Here is a 19172-nt window from a genome sequence, read left to right as displayed (position 1 = left end):
TCGATCACGTTTCACACTCCTTAGGGTGAGCGGAAGGACGCTCAGGCGGTGAACCCGGCGACCCTCAGGGCGTGCACCAGGTCCCAGTGGCGCTCCTCCGAGACACCCCGGGCGGCCTCCAGCAGGAGCGGGACGAGGCGGCGCGGATCGGCGCCGGCGCTGCGGGCGGCCTCCTCCGGCGTCCGGACCCGTACATAGGCGTCCAGCAGGGCCCGCACCTCGCGCCCACGCCCCTCCGCGTCCAGCCCCAGCACGGCGGCGCCTATCTCCTCGGCCGGCCTGGCCACGCCCTGCCGCAGCATCTCCTGCCCGTCCGCGAGTCGCCCGGCAGCCTCCAGCGCGTCGGCGGCGGCGACCAGCCGCTCGGCGGGCAGCGAGGCGGCCTCCCACAGCAGCGTGGCCCAGTCGGCACCGAGCCCGGCATGCTGCAGCCGGTCCGCGAGCAGCGGGAACCGAGCGGCGGGCCACCGCGCGATCTCGACCAACAGCACATGCGCCTCACCGGTACGCCCCTCACCCCGCAGCCGCACCAGCTCCTCCACGACCCCCACGACGGCAGCGCCCGCCTCGGCATCCACCGCCACCTCCACGGGCCCCTCGACCGCCTCGCCCTCCGTGGCCCCGGCGAACCGCGCCCCACGCGGGGTGCGCCGTCCGGCGGCCGCCTCGGGTGCGGCCGCAACAGGAGCCTGCGGTACGGCAACCGGGGCGCCCGCGTCCTCGACCATCCCGGCGAAGCGTGCACTGCCGCGGCGCCGCTTGCGGGGCTTGGCGGGGGTGGGTGCCTCGGGGGCGGGCACAGGGCTGACCTCGTGGGTGGGGTGCGCGGCGGGCGGAGCGACCGCCGGGCCGGTGACGGCACCTGCCGGGCGTGCCGCCGGGCCGGCGTCCGCCCGGGCGGGCCATGGGGCCGGATCCGTCACGGAACCGCCCTGACCAGCCTCAGGACCGGCATCCGACGGGGCGGGCCATGGGGAAGGACCCATCACGGACCCGGCCTGACGGGCCGCTGGGCCCGCGTCCGGCACGGCGGGCCGCGAGGCGGGATCCACCGCTGACTCCGGCCGACCAACCACAGGGTCGGCATCCGACGCGGCGGGCCAGGAGGACGGACCCGTCACGACCCCGGCCTGACGGGCCACTTGGCCGGTGTGAGGCGCGGCGGGCCGAGGGGCGTGGTCGGCGACCGGCCCGGCGAACCAGGAGTCCCGACTGTCACCGGTGGACGCGGCGAACCGTCCGTCGTGGTCGGCGACCCGGGCATCGTGTGAGGGGAAGGGGGCTGACGCGGCTCCACGCCAGGCGGCGCCAGGAGCACCCATCCCTCCGGGCACGGCAGCCCCGCCGCCCCCGACTGCCGCGGCGCCGCCGAAGCCCTCCGCACCAGACGTACGAGACCTGCCACCTGCCCCGGCACCGCCGTAGCCGTCAGCACCGGGCGCAAGCGGCCCGCGATCGCCACTCGCCCGCACAGCACCGCCAAAGCCACCATGCGATGCCTGCGACGCACCACCGTCACCTACCGCCCCGCCACCACCAAAGCCCACCGCACCGGACCCACCCGGCCCACCGGCGCCACCCACGGCTGCACCGCCAGGACCCGGCACTCCCCCCTCGCCCGCACCCCGGGCTTCCGCCCCGTCCAGGAGCGGCACTTCCACCGCCCTGCGGTCCAGGTTCACCATCCTGGCCTGCAGTTCGGCGCAGCGGGCGGTGGCTCGTTCGTGGTCGTCGTGGGCCCAGGCGAGGTCCAGGCGGAGGGCGTCGGCCTCCTCGCGGGAGGGCGCCTCGGTGAGCAGGCGGTTCAGTTCGGCCTGGCGTTCCGCGGCGTACCGCTGTTCGCGGAGCATCACGTCGAGCCGGTCGCGCAGGGCGTCCCGGGCGCCGGGCCGGGCGTCGTACGCCGAGACGGCGGCGGAGTGCAGGACGCGGGCGCGTTCCCGCTCGGCCGCTGCCGCGGCGGGGCCGAACGCCGCATGGAGGTCCTGCAGCAGCGCCTCCACCACGTCCCACGGCGACACCTCGCGCCCGTCGAGGCAGGCCTGCATGCCCTCGGGGTCGCGTTGCCAGAAGACCCCGCACCACCCGCCCCCCTGATCGAGGCGCCCCAGGAGGCCGTCCAGGTAGTTCGCGAACTCCCGTACCCGACCGGGGAGTTGATCCACAGCCATGCCCGACTCCCGCCCGACTGCCAGCACTCCGGCCGCCAGGCAACACCAGCTGTGTTACGGGCTTGCTACGCAGAGTTTTCCGGGAGTGGGCGGGCGGCTCATTGCGCGATCTCGACTCTTGCGCGGACCGGCCCAGCACAGGCGCGTTTCAGACACCCACCAGCACGCAGTGCGTCACCAGCTCGTCCATGGACAGCCCGAGCACCCCGGCCAGCGCGGCCACCGTGAAGAAGGCCGGGGTCGGTGCCCGTCCGGTCTCGATCTTGCGGAGCGTCTCGGCCGAGACGCCCGCCTCCGCCGCGACCTCGGCCATGCTTCGCCCGCCGCGCGCCGCGCGCAGCAACCGTCCGAGCCGTTCGCCGCGTTCACGCTCTTCGGGGGTGAGAGGGGTGCGCACCATGACACCCATTCTAATACCGCCCCCTCGCCGTCAACCCCATTCAAATACCGGTATAGTAATTGGCATGGTGGAACTGAAGACGGACACGTCCCTTGACGCGATGCATGCGGCGGGCCAGGTCGTCGCACGAGCCCTGACAGCCGTACGAAAGGCCGCCGGCGTCGGCGTCTCCCTGCTGGAGCTGGACGAGGTGGCCCGGGAGGTGCTGCGCGAGGCCGGAGCCTCTTCCCCTTTCCTCGGCTACCGGCCCTCCTTCGCCCCGACCCCCTTCCCGGCGGTGATCTGCGCCTCGGTCAACGACGCGATCGTGCACGGCATCCCCACCCGCTACCGCCTCCGCGACGGCGACCTCGTCTCCATCGACTGCGGCGCCCACCTGGGCGGCTGGGCCGGCGACTCGGCGATCAGCTTCACGGTCGGCCGCCCCCGCCCGGCGGACCTGCATCTCGTCGACACCGCCGAGCGCGCCCTGGCGGCCGGCATCGAGGCAGCCGTCGTCGGCAACCGCATCGGCGACATCGCCCACGCCGTCGGCCGGGTCTGCCGCACGGCCGGCTACGGCATCCCCGCCGGCTTCGGCGGCCACGGCGTGGGCCGCCACATGCACGAGGACCCGGAGGTCCCGAACGAGGGCCGCCCGGGCCGGGGACTCCCGCTGCGCCACGGCATGGTCCTGGCGATCGAGCCGATGCTGATCGGCAGTGGCAAGGACGCCTACTACGAAGCGGACGACGGCTGGACGCTGCGCACGAGCGACGGCTCCCGCGCGGCCCACGCCGAGCACACCGTGGCGATCACGGAAGCGGGCCCGCGCATTCTCACGCAACGGTAGGACAGGCGCCCCGCGATGCCGTCGGAGACCATCCGTGCCAAGGTGAAATGAACGAACACCAAAGGAACGGAACGTCATGACCGACGGCTACCCTCCCGACCCCTTCGGTGATTTCCTGGGCCGCTTCCTCGGCGGCACCCCCGGCGGATCCGAGCGTCCCCGCCACATCGACATCGGCCGCCTGCTCAGCCAGCCGGCCCGGGAGATGGTGAGAGGGGCCGCCCAGTACGCCGCCGAGCACGGCAGCCGGGACCTGGACACGCAGCACCTGCTGCGGGCGGCCCTGGCCACCGAGCCGACGAGATCCCTGCTGAGCAGGTCCGGCGCGGACCCCGACTCGCTCGCGACGGAGATCGACGACCGCGCGGGCCCGGTCCAGCACCCGCCGGGCGAGACGCCCCCGCCGACGTCGCTCTCGCTCACCCCGGCCGTCAAGCGGGCCCTGCTGGACGCGCACGACCTGGCGCGGTCGAGCGGCGCCGGATACATCGGCCCGGAGCATGTGCTGAGCGCGCTGGCCGCGAACCCGGACTCGGCGGCCGGGCACATCCTGCACGCGGCCCGTTTCTCGGCGGGCGCCCTGCCGCCCGAGGCCCCGGAGGCCCCCCAGACGCGCACGGAGCGCCAGCGGCCCACGTCCACGCCGACGCTCGACAAGTACGGCCGCGATCTGACCGAGCTGGCCCGGGAGGGCCGGGTCGACCCGGTCATCGGCCGCGACGAGGAGATCGAGCAGACGATCGAGGTGCTGTCCCGGCGCGGGAAGAACAACCCCGTGCTGATCGGCGACGCGGGTGTCGGCAAGACGGCCATCGTGGAGGGGCTCGCGGAGCGGATCGCGGACGGGGACGTGCCGGACATCCTGGCCGGGCGGCGGGTGGTCGCCCTGGACCTGACCGGGGTCGTCGCGGGCACCCGCTACCGGGGCGACTTCGAGGAGCGTCTGAACAACATCGTGGAGGAGATCCGCGCCCACTCGGACCGGCTGATCGTCTTCATCGACGAGCTGCACACGGTCGTCGGCGCCGGTGCGGGCGGCGAGGGCGGTGCGATGGACGCGGGCAACATCCTCAAGCCCGCGCTCGCCCGGGGCGAGCTGCACATCGTGGGGGCGACCACGCTGGAGGAGTTCCGCCGGATCGAGAAGGACGCGGCGCTGGCCCGGCGCTTCCAGCCGATCCTGGTGCCCGAGCCGACCGCCGAGGACGCGATCGAGATCCTGCGCGGCCTGCGCGACCGGTACGAGGCCCACCACCAGGTCCGCTACACCGACGAGGCGCTGGTGGCCGCCGTGGAGCTGTCGGACCGCTATCTCACCGACCGGCGCCTGCCCGACAAGGCGATCGACCTGATCGACCAGGCCGGCGCCCGGGTGCGCCTCGGCGCCCGGACGAAGGGCACCGACGTGCGCACGATGGAACGCGAGGTGGAGCAGCTCGTCTGCGACAAGGACCAGGCGGTCGCCGACGAGCAGTACGAGCAGGCCACCCAGCTGCGGGACAAGATCGGCGCGCTGAAGCAGCGGATCGCCGAGGCCAGTGGCGGGGACGAGGCCGACGAGGGGCAGAACCTGGAGGTGACGGCGGAGGCCATCGCCGAGGTGGTGTCCCGGCAGACCGGCATCCCGGTGAGCCGGCTGACCCAGGAGGAGAAGGAGCGGCTGCTGGGGCTGGAGGCGCATCTGCACCAGCGGGTGGTCGGCCAGGAGGCGGCGGTGAGCGTGGTCGCCGAGGCCGTGCTGCGCTCCCGCGCCGGGCTCGCGAGCCCGGACCGGCCGATCGGCAGCTTCCTGTTCCTCGGTCCCACCGGCGTCGGCAAGACCGAGCTGGCCCGCGCGCTCGCCGAGGCCCTGTTCGGCAGCGAGGACCGCATGGTCCGGCTCGACATGAGCGAGTACCAGGAGCGGCACACCGTCTCCCGGCTGGTGGGCGCTCCGCCCGGGTACGTCGGCCACGAGGAGGCCGGCCAGCTCACCGAGGTGGTGCGCAGGTACCCGTACTCGCTGCTCCTGCTCGACGAGGTGGAGAAGGCGCATCCGGACGTCTTCAACATCCTGCTGCAGGTCCTGGACGACGGGCGGCTGACCGACTCGCAGGGCCGCACGGTGGACTTCACCAACACGGTCATCGTGATGACCAGCAACCTCGGCTCCGACGTGATCACCCGGCGGGGTGCCGGGATCGGCTTCGGGCCGGGCGGCGCGGAGGCCGACGAGGAGGCGCGGCGCGAGCAGATCCTGCGCCCGCTGCGTGAGCACTACCGGCCGGAGTTCCTGAACCGGATCGACGAGATCGTCGTGTTCCGGCAGCTGACGAGCGAGCAGCTGCGGCAGATCACCGACCTGCTGCTGGAGCGCACCCGCCGGCTGCTCGACGGCCAGAGCGTCTCGGTCGAGTTCACGGACGCGGCCGTCGACTGGATCGCCGAGCGCGGCTACCAGCCGGAGTACGGTGCCCGCCCGCTGCGCCGCACCATCCAGCGGGAGGTCGACAACCAGCTGTCCCGGCTGCTGCTGGACGGCACGATCGCCCCGGGCAGCCGGGTCACGGTGGACGTCAGGGACGGACGGCTGGACTTCCGTGCGCAGCAGGCGCAGCCGTCCGCTCCCGAGGTGTGACGGTCACGGCGCCGCCGGATCGACCACCATCGCCGAGCCGCCGCCGCGTCGTACCTTCTCGGCGGCGGCCAGCCACCTGCCGTCCGGCAGCCGCTGGACGCCGGTGGCCGCGCCGATCTCCGGGTTCAGCTTGAAGCTGTGCCCGATGGCCTCCAGCTGGGCCCTCAAGTCGCTGTTGTACAGGCCTGGTTCGAGTTCGGTCTGGGCCGCGTTGCGCTGGCTGGCGCGTGGGGCGGCGATCGCGTCGACCAGTGGCAGATGCCGGTCGAGGAACTGGGTCAGGGTCTGCAGCACGGTGGTGATGATGGTCGCGCCGCCGGGCGAGCCGAGCGCCACCACCGGCCGGCCGTGCCGGTCGAGGACGATGGTCGGTGAGATGGAGGAGCGCGGCCGCTTGCCAGGACCGGGCAGGTTCGGGTCGTGCACGGCAGGGTTGGCCGGGGCGAAGGAGAAGTCGGTCAGCTCGTTGTTGAGCAAGAAGCCCCGGCCGGGCACGGTGATGCCGCTGCCGCCGGTCTGCTCGATGGTGAGCGTGTAGGAGACGACGTTGCCCCACTTGTCGGCCACGGTCAGGTGAGTGGTGTTCTCGCCCTCGTACGTCGTCGGGGCCGCCGTACCGCCGGTGCCGCAGGCTGCGGGGTGGCGCGGGTCGCCGGGTGCGAACGGGCTGCTGAGGACCGCGTCGTCCTTGATCAGGCAGGCGCGCGAGTCGGCGTACCGCTGCGACAGCAGGTCCCTGGTCGGTACGTCCTCGAAGGCGGGGTCGCCGACCCAGCGGCCGCGGTCGGCGAAGGCGATGCGGCTCGCCTCGATGTAGTGGTGCAGGTACTGCACCTCACTGGCCTTCGAGAGGTCGGTCTTCTCCAGGATGTTGAGCGCCTCGCCGACGGTGGTGCCGCCGGAGGAGGAGGGCGCGATGGAGTACACGTCCAGACCGCGGTACGAGGTCCTGGTGGGCTTCTGGAGCTTGGCGCCGTAGGCGGCCAGGTCCTTCTCGGTCAGCTTGCCCGGGCGGGCTTTCCAGCCCGAACCCGGGTCCACCGGCGGCTTGTCGACCGTGTCGACGATGTCGTCGCCCAGGTCGCCGTGGTAGATCGCGCCGACGCCCTTCCTGGCCAGTTCCTCGTAAGTGCCGGCCAGATCGGGGTTCTTGAAGGTGGAGCCGACGACCGGGAGCTGTCCGTTCGGCAGGAACAGCCGGGCGGTGTCGGGGAAGTAGCGGAACCGGGTCTCGTTGGACGCGGTCTGCGAGCGGAAGGTGTCGTCGACGGTGAAGCCGTCGCGGGCGATCCGCTCGGCGGGCCTGAGGACCGTACCAAGGCTTCTGCTGCCCCACTGGTCCAGCGCCGTCTGCCAGGTGGCGGGCGTGCCCGGGGTGCCGACGCTCAGGCCGCTGCTGACGGCGTCGGCGAAGGCGAGCGGTTTGCCGTTCTCCGTGAACAGGTCGGCGTCGGCGGTCAGCGGCGCGGTCTCGCGGCCGTCGACGGTGTGCACCGTACGGGACTTGGCGTCGTAGTAGACGAAGTAGCCGCCTCCGCCGATGCCGGCCGAGTAGGGCTCGGTGACGCCGAGCGCGGCGGCGGTGGCGACGGCCGCGTCGACCGCGTTGCCACCCTTCCTGAGCACCTCGATGCCGGCGGCCGAGGCGTCCGCGTCGACGCTGGCCACGGCTCCGCCGTAGCCGACGGCCACCGGAACCTTCGTGGGCGTCTCGCTCGTTGCGGCGGGCGGGGCCGCCGCTCCCACCGACACCATGGCGGCCGAAACCGCCAGCACCGCCAGTTTCCGCGCGCCAGGCCGACCCATCCGTACCTCCCGTCGGGACCGTCCGCGCAGCGTAACGAGATTGCCGTAAAGCCAACAGTACGCCTGGGCCGCCCGCCGCACGACGGTCACAGTTCGAACGCCGGTACGTAGTCGTCGCCCGGGCCCGCTACCATGCGCGGCCATGAACGACGACGTGCGCAACATCGTCCTGGGCCTCATAGCGGCCGGCATCAGTGCCGCACTCGGGTGGCTGGCCCGTACCTACCTGTGGCGGCGCAAGCTGCGGCGCAAACAGGAGTTCTTCGGGCTGCCCGAGAACTCGGAGTCCCTGCTCGTCGTCAACCGCGACCCGGCCACCTCGGAGCCGGCCGTGCACCGCTTCGACGTCTTCGCCCTCCTGGAGCTCTCCGCCCTGATCAAGGACTGCGGGGCGCACCTGCAGATGGTGACGCAGGACGCGACCCAGCAGGGGTTCGGCGAGCGCACCGAGTTCTGCGTGGGCGGCCCGGCGTCGAACCGGCGGATGCTGGCCCACATGGCGGCGATGCTCCCCGGCATCCGCGTGAACATCGATCCCGAACCCGGCCCGGAACGTGGCGCCTTCCAGATCGGCGGCGAGCGGTACCGCCTGGAGCCGGGCGTCTCCGAGTACGTCCTGCTCGCCCGGCTCAGCGCCGGAGAGAACACCCGGCCGGTGTTCCTGTTCTGCGGGCAGCGGGCCATCACCAACCAGGCCGCCACCCGCTATCTGGCCCGCAACCACGAGCGGTTGCACCGCAAGCACGGCAACGGCACCTTCGTGCTGCTGCTGAAAGTGGTCAACTCCCAGGCGTACGGCCCCGATCTGGTCGAGCTGGTCGCGGACGTGACACGGGCGGCGCAGGCGCCTCTCCCGGCGGCGGAAACTGTGCGTGCGTCGCACCGGGCCTCTTGACGCTCAACAAACTTTACCGGCACGTAACTTACTGACGGGTTACTTACGGTAAGTTCCACCGGTTACCGTCGGGTCACTTTGCACTGACACGAGTGAGGAGTGACCCATGGGACACGGTCGCACCACCTTGCGCACCTCCGCCGCAGGAGTCGTCTCCGCGGCGCTGATCGCGGGGACCGTCGTCGGCCTGGCTCCGGCCGCCCAGGCCGCCTCGTCCGTCCGCTTCGTGGACATCACGGGCGACGGCGGCACCGTACTGAAGGCGAACGTCGTCACGCCCACGGGCGCCGACGGCTCGCACGACTACCCGCTCATCGTGCTGCCCACGAGCTGGGGCCTGCCGCAGGTGGAGTATCTCGCCCAGGCACAGAAGCTCGCCGACTCCGGCTACGTGGTGCTCACGTACAACGTGCGCGGGTTCTGGCAGTCCGGCGGCGAGATAGAAGTGGCGGGTCCGCCGGACATAGCGGACGCATCCAAGGTCATCGACTGGGCGCTCGCCAACACCCCCGCGGACCCGCGGCACATCGGCATGGCGGGCGTCTCCTACGGCGCCGGCATCAGCCTGCTGGCCGCCGCCCACGACAAGCGCATCAAGGCCGTCGCCGCGCTCAGCGGCTGGGCCGACCTGATCGACTCGATCTACTCGGGCCGCACCCAGCACGTCCAGGCGGGCGCCCTGCTCGACGGCGCGGGCATCATCACCGGCCGCGAGAGCCCCGAACTCCGAGAGATCTTCGACAACTTCTACGCCTCCAACCTGACCAAGGAACAGGAGATGATCGACTGGGGGCGCAAGCGTTCCGCCGCGACCTACCTCGACCAGCTGAACAAGAACGGCGCCGCGGTCCTCATGGCCAACGCCTGGGGCGACACGATCTTCCCGGCCAACTCCTACGCCGACTTCTACGAGAAGCTGACCGTCCCGAAGCGCCTGGAGATGCGCCCCGGCGACCACGCGACGGCCGAGCTGACCGGCCTGTTCGGGCTGCCCAACGACGTGTGGACGGACACCGGGCGCTGGTTCGACCACTACCTCAAGGGCGCCGACAACGGCATCGACCGCGAGCAGCCCGTCCAGCTCAAGTCCCGTAGCGCGGGGGGATACGAGGGCTACCCGGACTGGAAGTCGGTCGGCGCGACCCGCACCAAGCTCGCGCTCGCGGGCTCCACCACCATCCACGCCAACGTCGACTCGGGCGCGGACGGCGGGATCGTCTTCCTGTCCAGCATCCTGGACCAGGTCGCCCAACTGCCGCCCGTCGCCTCGATCCCGCTGCTGCCGCGCCGCTGGGCGGCCGTGTGGCAGTCGGAGCGGTACGGCACGGCCCAGCAGGTGCGGGGCACGGCCACGCTGCACACCACACTCACCCCGACCAAGGAGAGCGGCACCCTCATCGCCTACCTGTACGACGTGGGGCCGCTCGGCTTCGGCAAGCTCGTCACCAACGCGCCCTACACCTGGCACGATCGGACGCCCGGCGAGCCGTTCGACGTGAACCTGGACCTGTTCTCCACCGCCTACGACGTACCCGCCGGGCACCGCCTCGCGCTGGTCGTCGACACCGTCGACCCGCTCTACATCGAGCACAACCCGTCCGGCGCGCAGCTGACCTTCTCCTCGCCGTCGGACGACCCGTCATACGTGTCCGTCCCCGTGCGCGAGCAGTGATCATCGGCTGCCGCCGGACGAGCCTGGCCCATGTATCCCGGTGCGGTTCGGCGAGATCACCATCACCACAGGGATGAACGGCTCATCGTAGTCGAGGTCTGCGATCCAGGCGTAGTCGCCGTCAGGCCTCGGCGATCTCCCCGTACAGCTGGGACAGTTCGGGGACGCCGGTCGCGGCCCAGGCCCGGCCGGCGTCCACGACCTCGACCTCACGGCCGGAGGCGAGCCGCAGCACGGGCTCGCCGTCGGACCTGATCTCCCAGCCGGCCCCGGGCACGGTGCGCACGACGACCGTGCCCAGGTACAGCCCGGCGTCGCTGCCCAGCCAGGGCAGCAGCTCCGCGTCGTCGCGCCAGCGCGGGACCAGTTGGTCCAACGCCTCCAGGGAAGCCGGCGTGTCGTCGAGGCGGACGCCCGCCTCGTCCGCCTGGGAGCGGAGCAGTTCACATTCGGACAGGAGCGCGGCGATCGACTCGGGGTCGGCCGGCAGTGCCGCGCCACCGTTCTTGTGGTGCCTGGGGCCCAGGAACGGAATGTTCATGGCCCCAGCCTGGCATCACACGTCCAGGTCGACCACCACCGGCGCGTGGTCGGACGCGCCCTTGCCCTTGCGCTCCTCGCGGTCGACGTAGGAGTCCTTGACGGCCTTCGCGAACGGCTCGTTGCCGTACACCAGGTCGATGCGCATGCCGCGGTTCTTGGGGAAGCAGAGCTGGCGGTAGTCCCAGTACGTGTACGGGTGGTCGTACTTCAGGGGCCGCGGCACGACGTCCGACAGGCCCGCCTCCTGGAGGGAGACCAGGGCGGCGCGCTCGGCGGGGGTCACGTGGGTGGAACCCTCGAAGGCGGCCACGTCGTAGACGTCGTCGTCGGTGGGCGCCACGTTGTAGTCGCCCATGACCGCGAACGGACGGCTGCCGGAGGCGTCACCGGCGACGGCGGCCTTCAGGGCCTCGAACCACTGGAGCTTGTAGGCGTAGTGCGGGTGGTCCACCTCACGGCCGTTGGGCACGTACACCGACCAGACGCGGACCGGGCCGCAGGTCGCCGAGACGGCGCGCGGCTCGGTCACGCCCTCGTAGCCGGGGTCGCCGGGCAGGCCCTTGACGACGTCCTCCAGGCCGACGCGGGAGAGCACCGCCACGCCGTTCCACCGGCCGGTCGCGTGGACCGCCGCCTCGTAGCCCAGTTCGCGCAGCTGGTCGAACGGGAACTGCTCCTCGGCGATCTTGGCCTCCTGGAGGCAGAGCACGTCGGTGCCGGTGCTCTCCAGCCAGGCGAGCAGCCTCGGGAGGCGGGCGGTGATCGAGTTCACGTTCCAGGTAGCGATGCGCATGTCTCACAACCTACCCGGCGGGTGTGACAGCGCGCCTCAGACGTCCGCCGACGCCCCCGGGGTGAGCCTCTGGTGGTCCGTGCCGCCGAGGGCGCCGATCTGGCGGTCGTAGATCGGTCGGGCGAGGTCGGTCAGCAGGGCGTCGTGGATGTCGTAGGCACGCTGCGGCTTCACCTCACGGACGTAGTCGATCACCTCGGAGATCTTGTTCCACGGCGCCTGCACCGGGAGCATCAGCGTCTCCACGGGGTGCTCGGGGACGGTGAGGGCGTCGCCGGGGTGGAAGACCCGGCCGCCGTCGATCAGGTAGCCGACGTTGGTGATGCGCGGAATGTCCGGGTGGATCACCGCGTGCAGCTCGCCGTGGACCTGCACGTCGAAGCCCGCGGCGGTGAACGTGTCGCCGTGACCGACGGTGTGCACCCGACCCGGGAAGGCCGCCGCGATCTGGTCGGCCACGGACTTCAGGGTCCAGATCCCGGCAGCCGGGTTCGCCTCCAGGGCGGCCCGCAGCCGGCCCTCGTCGAAGTGGTCCGGGTGCTCGTGCGTGACGAGGATCGCGTCCGCGCCGGCCGCCGCGTCCTGCTCGCTGAACCCGCCGGGATCGATCACGAGCGTCCGCCCGTCCTTCTCCAGGCGGACGCAGGCGTGGGACTTCTTGGTGAGCTTCATGTCTCCCCATCCTGCCGCCTGCGGCGGCCCGGGGCTCACTCGGCGGGGGTGGTCTCCTCGCGGATGACCTGCTGGGCCACCCGGAAGGCGCTGTTCGCCGCCGGGACACCGCAGTACACGGCCGCCTGCAGCAGCACTTCCCTGATCTCGTCCGGGGTGAGGCCGTTGCGCAGGGCGGCGCGGGTGTGGAAGGCCAGCTCCTCCAGGTGGCCGCCGGCGACCAGCGCGGTGAGCGTGACACAGCTGCGGGTACGGCGGTCCAGACCGGGCCGGTCCCAGATCTCGCCCCAGGCGTAGCGGGTGATGAACTCCTGGAAGCCCCCGGAGAACTCGTCGGCCTGGGAGAGCGCCCGGTCCACGTGCGCGTCGCCGAGCACCTCCCGGCGGACCTTCAGCCCGGCCTCGTACCGGTCGGGCAGCCCGAGCGGCTGCGGCGGTACGACGGCGGGGGCGATCTCGGCGACGGGCACGACCTGCGGCGCCGCCGTCAGCGCCGGGTTGACGGGGACGGCCGGGAGGGCCGTCTGACCGGTGTCGAAGGGCTGCTGCCAGGCGGTGGAGAAGTGCCGCACCAGCAGGTCGGTGACGGCGGCGGGCTGCTCCACCGGCACCAGGTGGGAGGCGCCGGGCACGACCGCGAGCCGGGCGTCCGGTATCCCCGCGACCAGGGTGCGGGCCTCGGCCGGTCCGGTGACCTGGTCCTCGGAGCCGACCAGCACCAGGGTCGGCGCGCCGATCCGGCCCAGCTCGGGCCGGACGTCGAACCCGGCGAGGGCCTCGCAGGCGGTTATGTAGCAGCCCGGGTCGGTGGTGCGCACCATCTGTACGGCCCACTCGGTGATCGCGGGCTGCGCGGCGGCGAACCCGCCGGTGAACCAGCGGTCGGGCGAGGTCCGGGCGATCGGGTCGAGTCCGTTGGTCCGGACGACCACCCCGCGCTGGCGGAACTCGTCGGGGGTGCCGAACCGGGGCGAGACGGCGACCAGTGCGAGCGAGGCGAGGCGCTCGGGGTGGCGCAGGGCAAGCTCGATGCCGATCGCACCGCCCAGCGCACAGCCCGCATAGCCGAAGCGCTGCACACCGAACGCGTCGAGGGTCACCAGCAGGCGGGCCGCCAGCTCACCGACGGATCCGGCCGGGTGGGCGGGGGCACCGCCGTGGCCCGGGAGGTCGAACCGGAAGACCCTCCACTGCTTCGTCAGCTCGGGGATCTGGCGGTCCCACATGTGCCAGGTCGTACCGAGGGAAGGGCCGAGGATGAGGACCGGGGCGTCCTCCGGGCCGTCGAAGCGGTACTGCAGGGTGTTCGTCGGTGTCTCACTCACGCCCTGCACGCTCTCACATCTCACCGGTTCCCGGATGCCCGGGTCGGAGCCCCGCGCCGGCCGTCCCACGTTGTGGGAGCTTCGTGAAGAACCTCTACGTGCCGCCGCTCACGTTCGCGCTCCCGCTCCCGTTCGTCCGTGCGGCGAACTCCGCGAACCAGTCCGGCATGTGGCCGTCGGTGACGGATCCCGGACCGGTGACGTCGGCCACACGCGCGCCCTGCAGAAGCCGTTCGACCGGCAACAGCGGCTCGGTGTCCGGTGTCATGGACGGCCTCCGGTGCGCGTCACCCCGAGCCGTGCGCTGCCGGACTCCAGCATGCGGATCAGTTCCTCGGCCGAGGGCCACGCGCCGTGTCCCGAGGCCGGGTTGAGGTGGCCGACCGCGCCCAGCTCCACGAGGCGGCTGCCCCAGCTCCGGGCCAGCCCGGCGACGCGCTCCGGAGCGGCGAGCGGGTCGTCGGCGCTGGCGGCCACGAGGCTGGGGAAGGGCAGCGGCGTCCGGGGCACGGGGGTCCAGCCGTTCTCCGCGAGTTCGGCAGGGGTGGGGTAGCCGTCCGGCAGCGGTGCCTCGAAGTCCGGCGGCGTGGCGAGCAGCGCGCCGCATACGTCTGCGCGGTGGCGTCGCGCCCAGTGGACGGTGGTGATGACTCCGGCGCTGTGGGCGACCAGCAGGACCGGACCGTCCAGGGGTGCCAGCGTCGCGGCCAGGTTGCCGACCTGGACGTCCAGGCGCAGTCGGTTGCCCTCCGCCGGGGGAACGGTGCGGACGGCGCGGCCGGCCTCGGCGAGCCGTTCGGCCAGCAGGGTCTGCCAGTGGTCCGCGACGTGGTCGCGCAGACCGGGGACGACGACCACGGTGGGTTCCGCGGTGGGGCTCATGAGGCAATCTCCGACGGGTGCTTGGGCTCCGCCTTCGTGGCGGGGGCGTCGAGGCGGAGGAGGCCGCGTTCGTACCAGTGCCTGCCGACCAGGAAGGCCACCGTGGCCGCGACCGCGACGAGGGGCACGATGCGCAGGGCACCCAGCAGACCGAGGCGGTCCGCGAGCGCGCCCGTGACCGCGGGCCCCGGGGCCAGCCCGAGCAGGCTGTTGGCCAGGGTGAGGGTGGCGAACGCGGTCGCGGCGACGGCGGCCGGGGTCAGGTTCGCGACCATGGCGGCCGCGGGTCCGGCGGCGCCGGCCGACAGCAGGGAGCCGACGGCCAGAGCCAGCAACTGGGCTGGTCCTGTGGGAAGTTGGAAGGCGAGGGTCAGCAGGAGGAGCGAGCCGAAGCTGCAGCCGGCGGCGACGGCCCACTTGCGGATCGGGGCTGCGGAGCTGATGCGGTCGGAGACGACACCCCCGAGGATCATCCCGATGCCGATGATCATCGCGAAGCCGCCGGCGACCCCGCCGGCCCTGGCCGGTGCCATGTGGTAGTAGCGGTTGAAGAAGCTCGGCAGCCAGGACAACAGCGCACCTGCGACGAACAGTTGCAGTCCGCTGCCGACGTAGGCACTGATGACGGAGACGGAGGAGAACAGGCGGGGCAGATGGGCGCGCAGTCGTCCGCGCGCCGGTCCGCCGTCCTCACCGCCGGTGGGCCGCCCGCGCGGTGCCAGTCGGCTCTCCTTGACCACGGCGCCGAACACCGCGGCGAGCACGAGGCCGAAGACCCCCATCGCGGCGAACGCCCAGCGCCAGCCGGCCGCCTGGGCCACGGCGCCCCCGACGGCGACGCCGAGCACCGAGCCGAAGGCGCCGCCCGCGATGAAGGCACCGGAGAGGGTGGCCCGCAGGGCGACCGGGAAGATGCTGAGGACCACGGCGATCCCCACACTGCCGTACGCCGCCTCGCCGATGCCGACGAAGAGCCGGCCTACGAACATCTCGCCGTAGTTCGCCGACACGGCGCACCCGAGAGTGGCCAGGCTCCACATCGTGGCGGCGAGCAGCAGGCTGCGCACTCTCCCCCAGCGGTCGGCCAGAAGGGACATCGGGAAGGTGAGCACGCCGACCGCCAGGGCCACGATGCCGCTCAGCGAGCCGAGGGCGCCGTCGGACAGCAGCCACTCGGCCTTGAGCATCGGGAAGACGGCGTTGAGGACCTGGCGGGACATGTAGTCGGACAGCAGCAGGCCGAAACCGAGCGCGAAGACCGTCCAGGCATAGCCTCTGGACACGGGCCATTCCGACGCGGACGCGTTCGGGGCCGTGGACGGCGCAGTGGTGTGAAACTCCATTGTCATCACCTCGACTGCTTGGGAAATGGCAGGTCAGAACGGTCTGTCGCCGACGATCCCGGCGCGCTCCATCTTGCGGACGGCGGGCCAGTAGTCCTGGACGGCGTAGTGCTGGGTGGAGCGGTTGTCCCAGATGGCCACGCTGTTCGGGCTCCAGCGCCAGCGCACCTGGTACTCGGGGATCGCGGCCTGGCTGATCAGATGGCCGAGGAGCTGACTCGCGCCCGGCGCGTAGTCCTGGCCGAAACGCACGTTCTCGGGCGTGTGGTAGTTGACGAAGTGCGTCGCGAACGCGTTGACGAAGAGGATCTTCTCGCCCGTCTCGGGATGAGTGCGCACGACCGGGTGCTCGGCGTCCGGGAACCGCTCCTTCAGCGCGTGGCGCCGGTCCTCGGGCAGGACGGCGCCGAAGGTGGCCTCGATGCTGTGCCGGGCGCGCAGCCCCTCGATCCGGCTCTTGATGTGCTCGGGGAGGCGTCGATGGGCCTCGGCCATGTTGACCCAGATCGTGTCGCCGCCCACCGGGGGCGACTCGACGCAACGCAGTACGGCGCCCATCGACGGGTTCGTCCGCCAGGTGCCGTCCGTGTGCAGGGCGTTCTCGTAGTGCTCCGGGGGGCTGTTCAGGTCCTTGTAGATGCGGACCAGTCCGGGGTGGTCGGGGTCGCTGCCGGCGACGGGGTGGTCCTCCAGCGGGCCGAAGCGCGAGGCGAACGCGACGTGGTCGGCACGCGAGATGTCCTGGTCCCGCAGGAAGAGGACCTTGTGGCGCAGCAGCAGGTTCTTGATCTCGGCGAAGAGGTCGTCGTCACGGGCCGCGTCGGCGAGGTTCACACCGGTGAGTTCCGCGCCGATGGTGCAGGTCAGCGGCTCGACCTGGACCGAGGTGCGCCGCGCGCCGGAGCGCGCGGGAGACGGCAGGGTGTCGGGCATGGGTGCTCACTCCAGGGGAGGTGGGTCGAGGGTGCCGGGCTCACAGGACGAAGACGGAGGACCCGACGGTCCGACCGGCTTCCAGGTCGCGATGGGCCTGGACGGCGTCCTCGAGCCGGTAGCGCTGGTTGATCTCGACGGCGATGCGCCCCGAGGAGACGTGATCCAACAGTTCTCCGGCCAGGGCATCGCGTTCGGCGGGGTCGGCGATGTAGTCGGCGAGGGCGGGCCGGGTGACGAACAGCGAGCCCCGGACGGCGAGTTGCATGGCGTCGATCGGTGGCACGGGACCGGAGGCGGTGCCGAAGCAGATGAGCAGGCCACGGCGGGCCAGCGAGGCCAGCGAGCCCGCGAAGGTGTCCTTGCCGACGCTGTCGAGCACCAGCGGTACACCGGCGCCGTCGGTCAGTTCCCGCACCCGCTCGGCCACGTCCTCGTGCCGGTAGCGGATGACGTGCTCGCATCCGTGTGCGCGGGCGATCTCCGCCTTCTCCTCGCTGGAGACCGTTCCGATCACACGGATGCCGAGCAGTGCGGCCCACTGGGAGACGATCAGGCCCACGCCGCCCGCGGCGGCGTGCAGCAGCACCGTGTCCCCCTCCCGCAGCGGGTGGATCCTGCGCAGCAGGTAGGCCGCTGTCAGGCCGCGCATGGTCATCGCGGCCGCCGTCTCGCAGCTGATCCCCCGGGGCAACGGGATCAGGTGCGAGGCGTCCATGACCCGTTCGGTGCTGTAGGCACCGAGCGGGCTTCCGGTGTACGTCACCCGGTCCCCGGCGGTGACGTGGGTGACGCCCGCACCGACCGCCTCCACCACGCCGGCGGCCTCGACACCGATGCCGTCGGGCAGCCGTACCGGGTAGAGACCGGTGCGGAAATACGTGTCGGCGAAGTTGAGGCCGACGGCTTCGTGCCGGATGCGCACCTGGCCCGGCCCGGGGTCGCCGACGGACACCTCCTCCCAGGTGAGGACGTCAGGGCCACCGGTTTCGTAGAAGCGGACGGCGTGTGCCACGGGTAGCTCCCGGAGGGTTCGTGAGGGTGGGAAGGGCCGGGGGTCAGGCCTGGACGTCGCGCAGCATGAAGCCGCGCTGTCCCGGGCGGCGGTTGGGCACCATGCCGAGCCGGGCGAGGGTCTCGTCGGCGTCCGCGTAGTACTCGCCCAGCCGGTAGATCCGCTTGGCGTCCGCTCCGGTGGCGATCTCGCGGCCGAGCGCCTCGGAGATCCTCACCATCTGCTCGACCTGGGCCACGGAGGACATCCGCTCGCCCTTGGCGCGCCAGAGGTTGTCCTCGTTGCCGACGCGCACGTGCTGGCCGAGGGCGATGGCCACGGCGTTCATCGGGGCCACGGCGCGCATGGAGCTCTCGATGGTGAGAACGGCGCCGTCCGGCACGCGGCGGATGAACTCGACCAGGTCGGCAGGGTGCCGGCCGGCGAAACCGCCGCCGATGGCCACGTAGTTGAGGATCAGCGGCCCGGTGTAGGCGCCGGAGCGGATCAGCCGCTCCACGGTCTCCAGCTGGGCCAGGTGGGCGAGTTGGAAGTGGGGCTGAATGCCGTTCGCGTGCAGGCGCTTGAGATGCTCCACGTAGAACTCCGGACCGGCCTCGACCACCATGTCGCGGTAGGCCCGGTAGTAGTCCGGCTTCGCGATCGACGTGCCCTCCAGGTCGTCGTCGTTCATGATCTCGACGATGTTCATCTGGCTGGTGTTGATCGCGATCGTCACCTGGTCGGGCGCCGGGGTGAGTTCGGCCAGCAGGTGGCGGGTGTCGTAGGCGAGCCACTTGGCGTCGCCGCCCTCGCCCTCGGGGGCGAAGGAGATCGAACCACCGATCTGGAGCACCATGTCCGGCACGGCCTCGCGCAGCCGACCGAGCAGTTCGTTGAACATGGACATCCGCTTGGAGCCCTTGCCGTCGAGCTCGCGCACGTGGATGTGGAGCACCGTCGCGCCGGCGTTGTGGCAGTCGACAGCCGCCTGCACGTGCTCGTCCATGGTCAGCGGCAGGTCGTCCGCGTCCCCGGGAAGCCATTCGGGGCCGTACGGCGCGGCCTGGATCACCAGCTTTTCCTGGTTCTCGGGGAAGAGGGAGTCGTCGTGGAAGTGCACGGTGCTTCTCCTTGTCGTAAGGGTGATCGCGTCACGGAGCAGGCGGCGGACGCGACGACAGGGCCTGCGCCGGCGGACGTCCGGGCCGGTGAGCGGCACCTGGCCCGGGCGTGTGCGGGCCGGTCCGGAGGGAGCGCCCTCAGGGGAGTGGCAGCGCGCTCCTTCCGGAGG

Annotated in this window: 17 protein-coding genes; 4 read left to right on the top strand and 13 right to left on the bottom strand. The window is 72.0% G+C overall.

Annotated features, from left to right (window positions below; translation table 11 throughout):
• Positions 1-41: 41 nt before the first annotated feature.
• Positions 42-2171 carry a hypothetical protein gene (locus ACIRVH_RS02415; protein ID WP_403947426.1) on the bottom strand — a complete coding sequence of 710 codons (2130 nt, stop codon included), beginning with the start codon at positions 2169-2171 and terminating at the stop codon, positions 42-44.
• Between the two features lie 148 nt (positions 2172-2319).
• Positions 2320-2571 (bottom strand): helix-turn-helix domain-containing protein, encoded by a 252-nt coding sequence (locus tag ACIRVH_RS02410; RefSeq protein WP_403947425.1) that lies wholly within the window; start codon positions 2569-2571, stop codon positions 2320-2322.
• A 64-nt stretch (positions 2572-2635) separates the two neighbouring features.
• On the opposite strand from ACIRVH_RS02410, the gene map reads away from it, so the two are divergent.
• Positions 2636-3403: a type I methionyl aminopeptidase gene (gene map, locus ACIRVH_RS02405; RefSeq protein ID WP_403947424.1), complete on the top strand. Its 768-nt coding sequence runs from the start codon at positions 2636-2638 to the stop codon at positions 3401-3403.
• A gap of 76 nt (positions 3404-3479) precedes the next feature.
• Positions 3480-6020 (top strand): ATP-dependent Clp protease ATP-binding subunit, encoded by a 2541-nt coding sequence (locus tag ACIRVH_RS02400; RefSeq protein WP_403947423.1) that lies wholly within the window; start codon positions 3480-3482, stop codon positions 6018-6020.
• 3 nt (positions 6021-6023) lie between these two features.
• Here the strand turns inward: ACIRVH_RS02400 and ggt are convergent, their stop codons facing one another.
• Positions 6024-7826, bottom strand: a complete 1803-nt coding sequence (gene ggt / locus ACIRVH_RS02395; RefSeq protein ID WP_403947422.1) for a gamma-glutamyltransferase — start codon at positions 7824-7826, stop codon at positions 6024-6026.
• A 142-nt stretch (positions 7827-7968) separates the two neighbouring features.
• Here ggt and ACIRVH_RS02390 point away from each other — a divergent pair, with 142 nt between their 5' ends.
• Positions 7969-8721, top strand: a complete 753-nt coding sequence (locus tag ACIRVH_RS02390) for a hypothetical protein (protein WP_403947421.1) — start codon at positions 7969-7971, stop codon at positions 8719-8721.
• Positions 8722-8827: 106 nt separating this feature from the next.
• Positions 8828-10393, top strand: coding sequence for an alpha/beta fold hydrolase (locus tag ACIRVH_RS02385; RefSeq protein ID WP_403947420.1), 1566 nt, complete (start codon positions 8828-8830; stop codon positions 10391-10393).
• 121 nt (positions 10394-10514) lie between these two features.
• Here the strand turns inward: ACIRVH_RS02385 and ACIRVH_RS02380 are convergent, their stop codons facing one another.
• From ACIRVH_RS02380 to ACIRVH_RS02335, 10 genes are all read right to left on the bottom strand, one after another.
• Positions 10515-10934: a DUF6278 family protein gene (locus tag ACIRVH_RS02380; protein ID WP_403947419.1), complete on the bottom strand. Its 420-nt coding sequence runs from the start codon at positions 10932-10934 to the stop codon at positions 10515-10517.
• Positions 10935-10949: 15 nt separating this feature from the next.
• Positions 10950-11729, bottom strand: a complete 780-nt coding sequence (locus ACIRVH_RS02375) for an exodeoxyribonuclease III (protein ID WP_403947418.1) — start codon at positions 11727-11729, stop codon at positions 10950-10952.
• Between the two features lie 36 nt (positions 11730-11765).
• Positions 11766-12401, bottom strand: coding sequence for an MBL fold metallo-hydrolase (locus tag ACIRVH_RS02370; protein WP_403947417.1), 636 nt, complete (start codon positions 12399-12401; stop codon positions 11766-11768).
• A gap of 35 nt (positions 12402-12436) precedes the next feature.
• Positions 12437-13726, bottom strand: a complete 1290-nt coding sequence (pcaC, locus tag ACIRVH_RS02365) for a 4-carboxymuconolactone decarboxylase (protein WP_403947416.1) — start codon at positions 13724-13726, stop codon at positions 12437-12439.
• A gap of 94 nt (positions 13727-13820) precedes the next feature.
• Positions 13821-13994 (bottom strand): hypothetical protein, encoded by a 174-nt coding sequence (locus tag ACIRVH_RS02360; protein ID WP_403947415.1) that lies wholly within the window; start codon positions 13992-13994, stop codon positions 13821-13823.
• Entirely contained in the window at positions 13991-14608 is a 618-nt protein-coding gene (locus ACIRVH_RS02355) for an RBBP9/YdeN family alpha/beta hydrolase (protein ID WP_403947414.1), read from the bottom strand. Before ACIRVH_RS02355 ends, ACIRVH_RS02360 begins: the two co-directional genes overlap by 4 nt.
• Complete coding sequence (locus ACIRVH_RS02350) at positions 14605-15891, bottom strand: MFS transporter (protein ID WP_403947413.1); 1287 nt, start codon at positions 15889-15891, stop codon at positions 14605-14607. Before ACIRVH_RS02350 ends, ACIRVH_RS02355 begins: the two co-directional genes overlap by 4 nt.
• A gap of 93 nt (positions 15892-15984) precedes the next feature.
• Entirely contained in the window at positions 15985-16884 is a 900-nt protein-coding gene (locus tag ACIRVH_RS02345; protein ID WP_403947412.1) for a TauD/TfdA dioxygenase family protein, read from the bottom strand.
• A 40-nt stretch (positions 16885-16924) separates the two neighbouring features.
• A complete protein-coding gene (locus tag ACIRVH_RS02340) occupies positions 16925-17899 on the bottom strand; it encodes a quinone oxidoreductase family protein (RefSeq protein ID WP_403947411.1) in 975 nt (324 codons plus the stop codon).
• 43 nt (positions 17900-17942) lie between these two features.
• Positions 17943-19001 (bottom strand): 3-keto-5-aminohexanoate cleavage protein, encoded by a 1059-nt coding sequence (locus ACIRVH_RS02335; protein WP_403947410.1) that lies wholly within the window; start codon positions 18999-19001, stop codon positions 17943-17945.
• Between the last annotated feature and the right edge of the window lie 171 nt (positions 19002-19172).

The organism is Streptomyces sp. NPDC101165, assembly GCF_044768135.1.
Lineage (GTDB): Bacteria > Actinomycetota > Actinomycetes > Streptomycetales > Streptomycetaceae > Streptomyces.
Note: the sequence above shows the minus strand (reverse complement) of the source record. Positions and strands in the feature narration are given on the sequence as shown.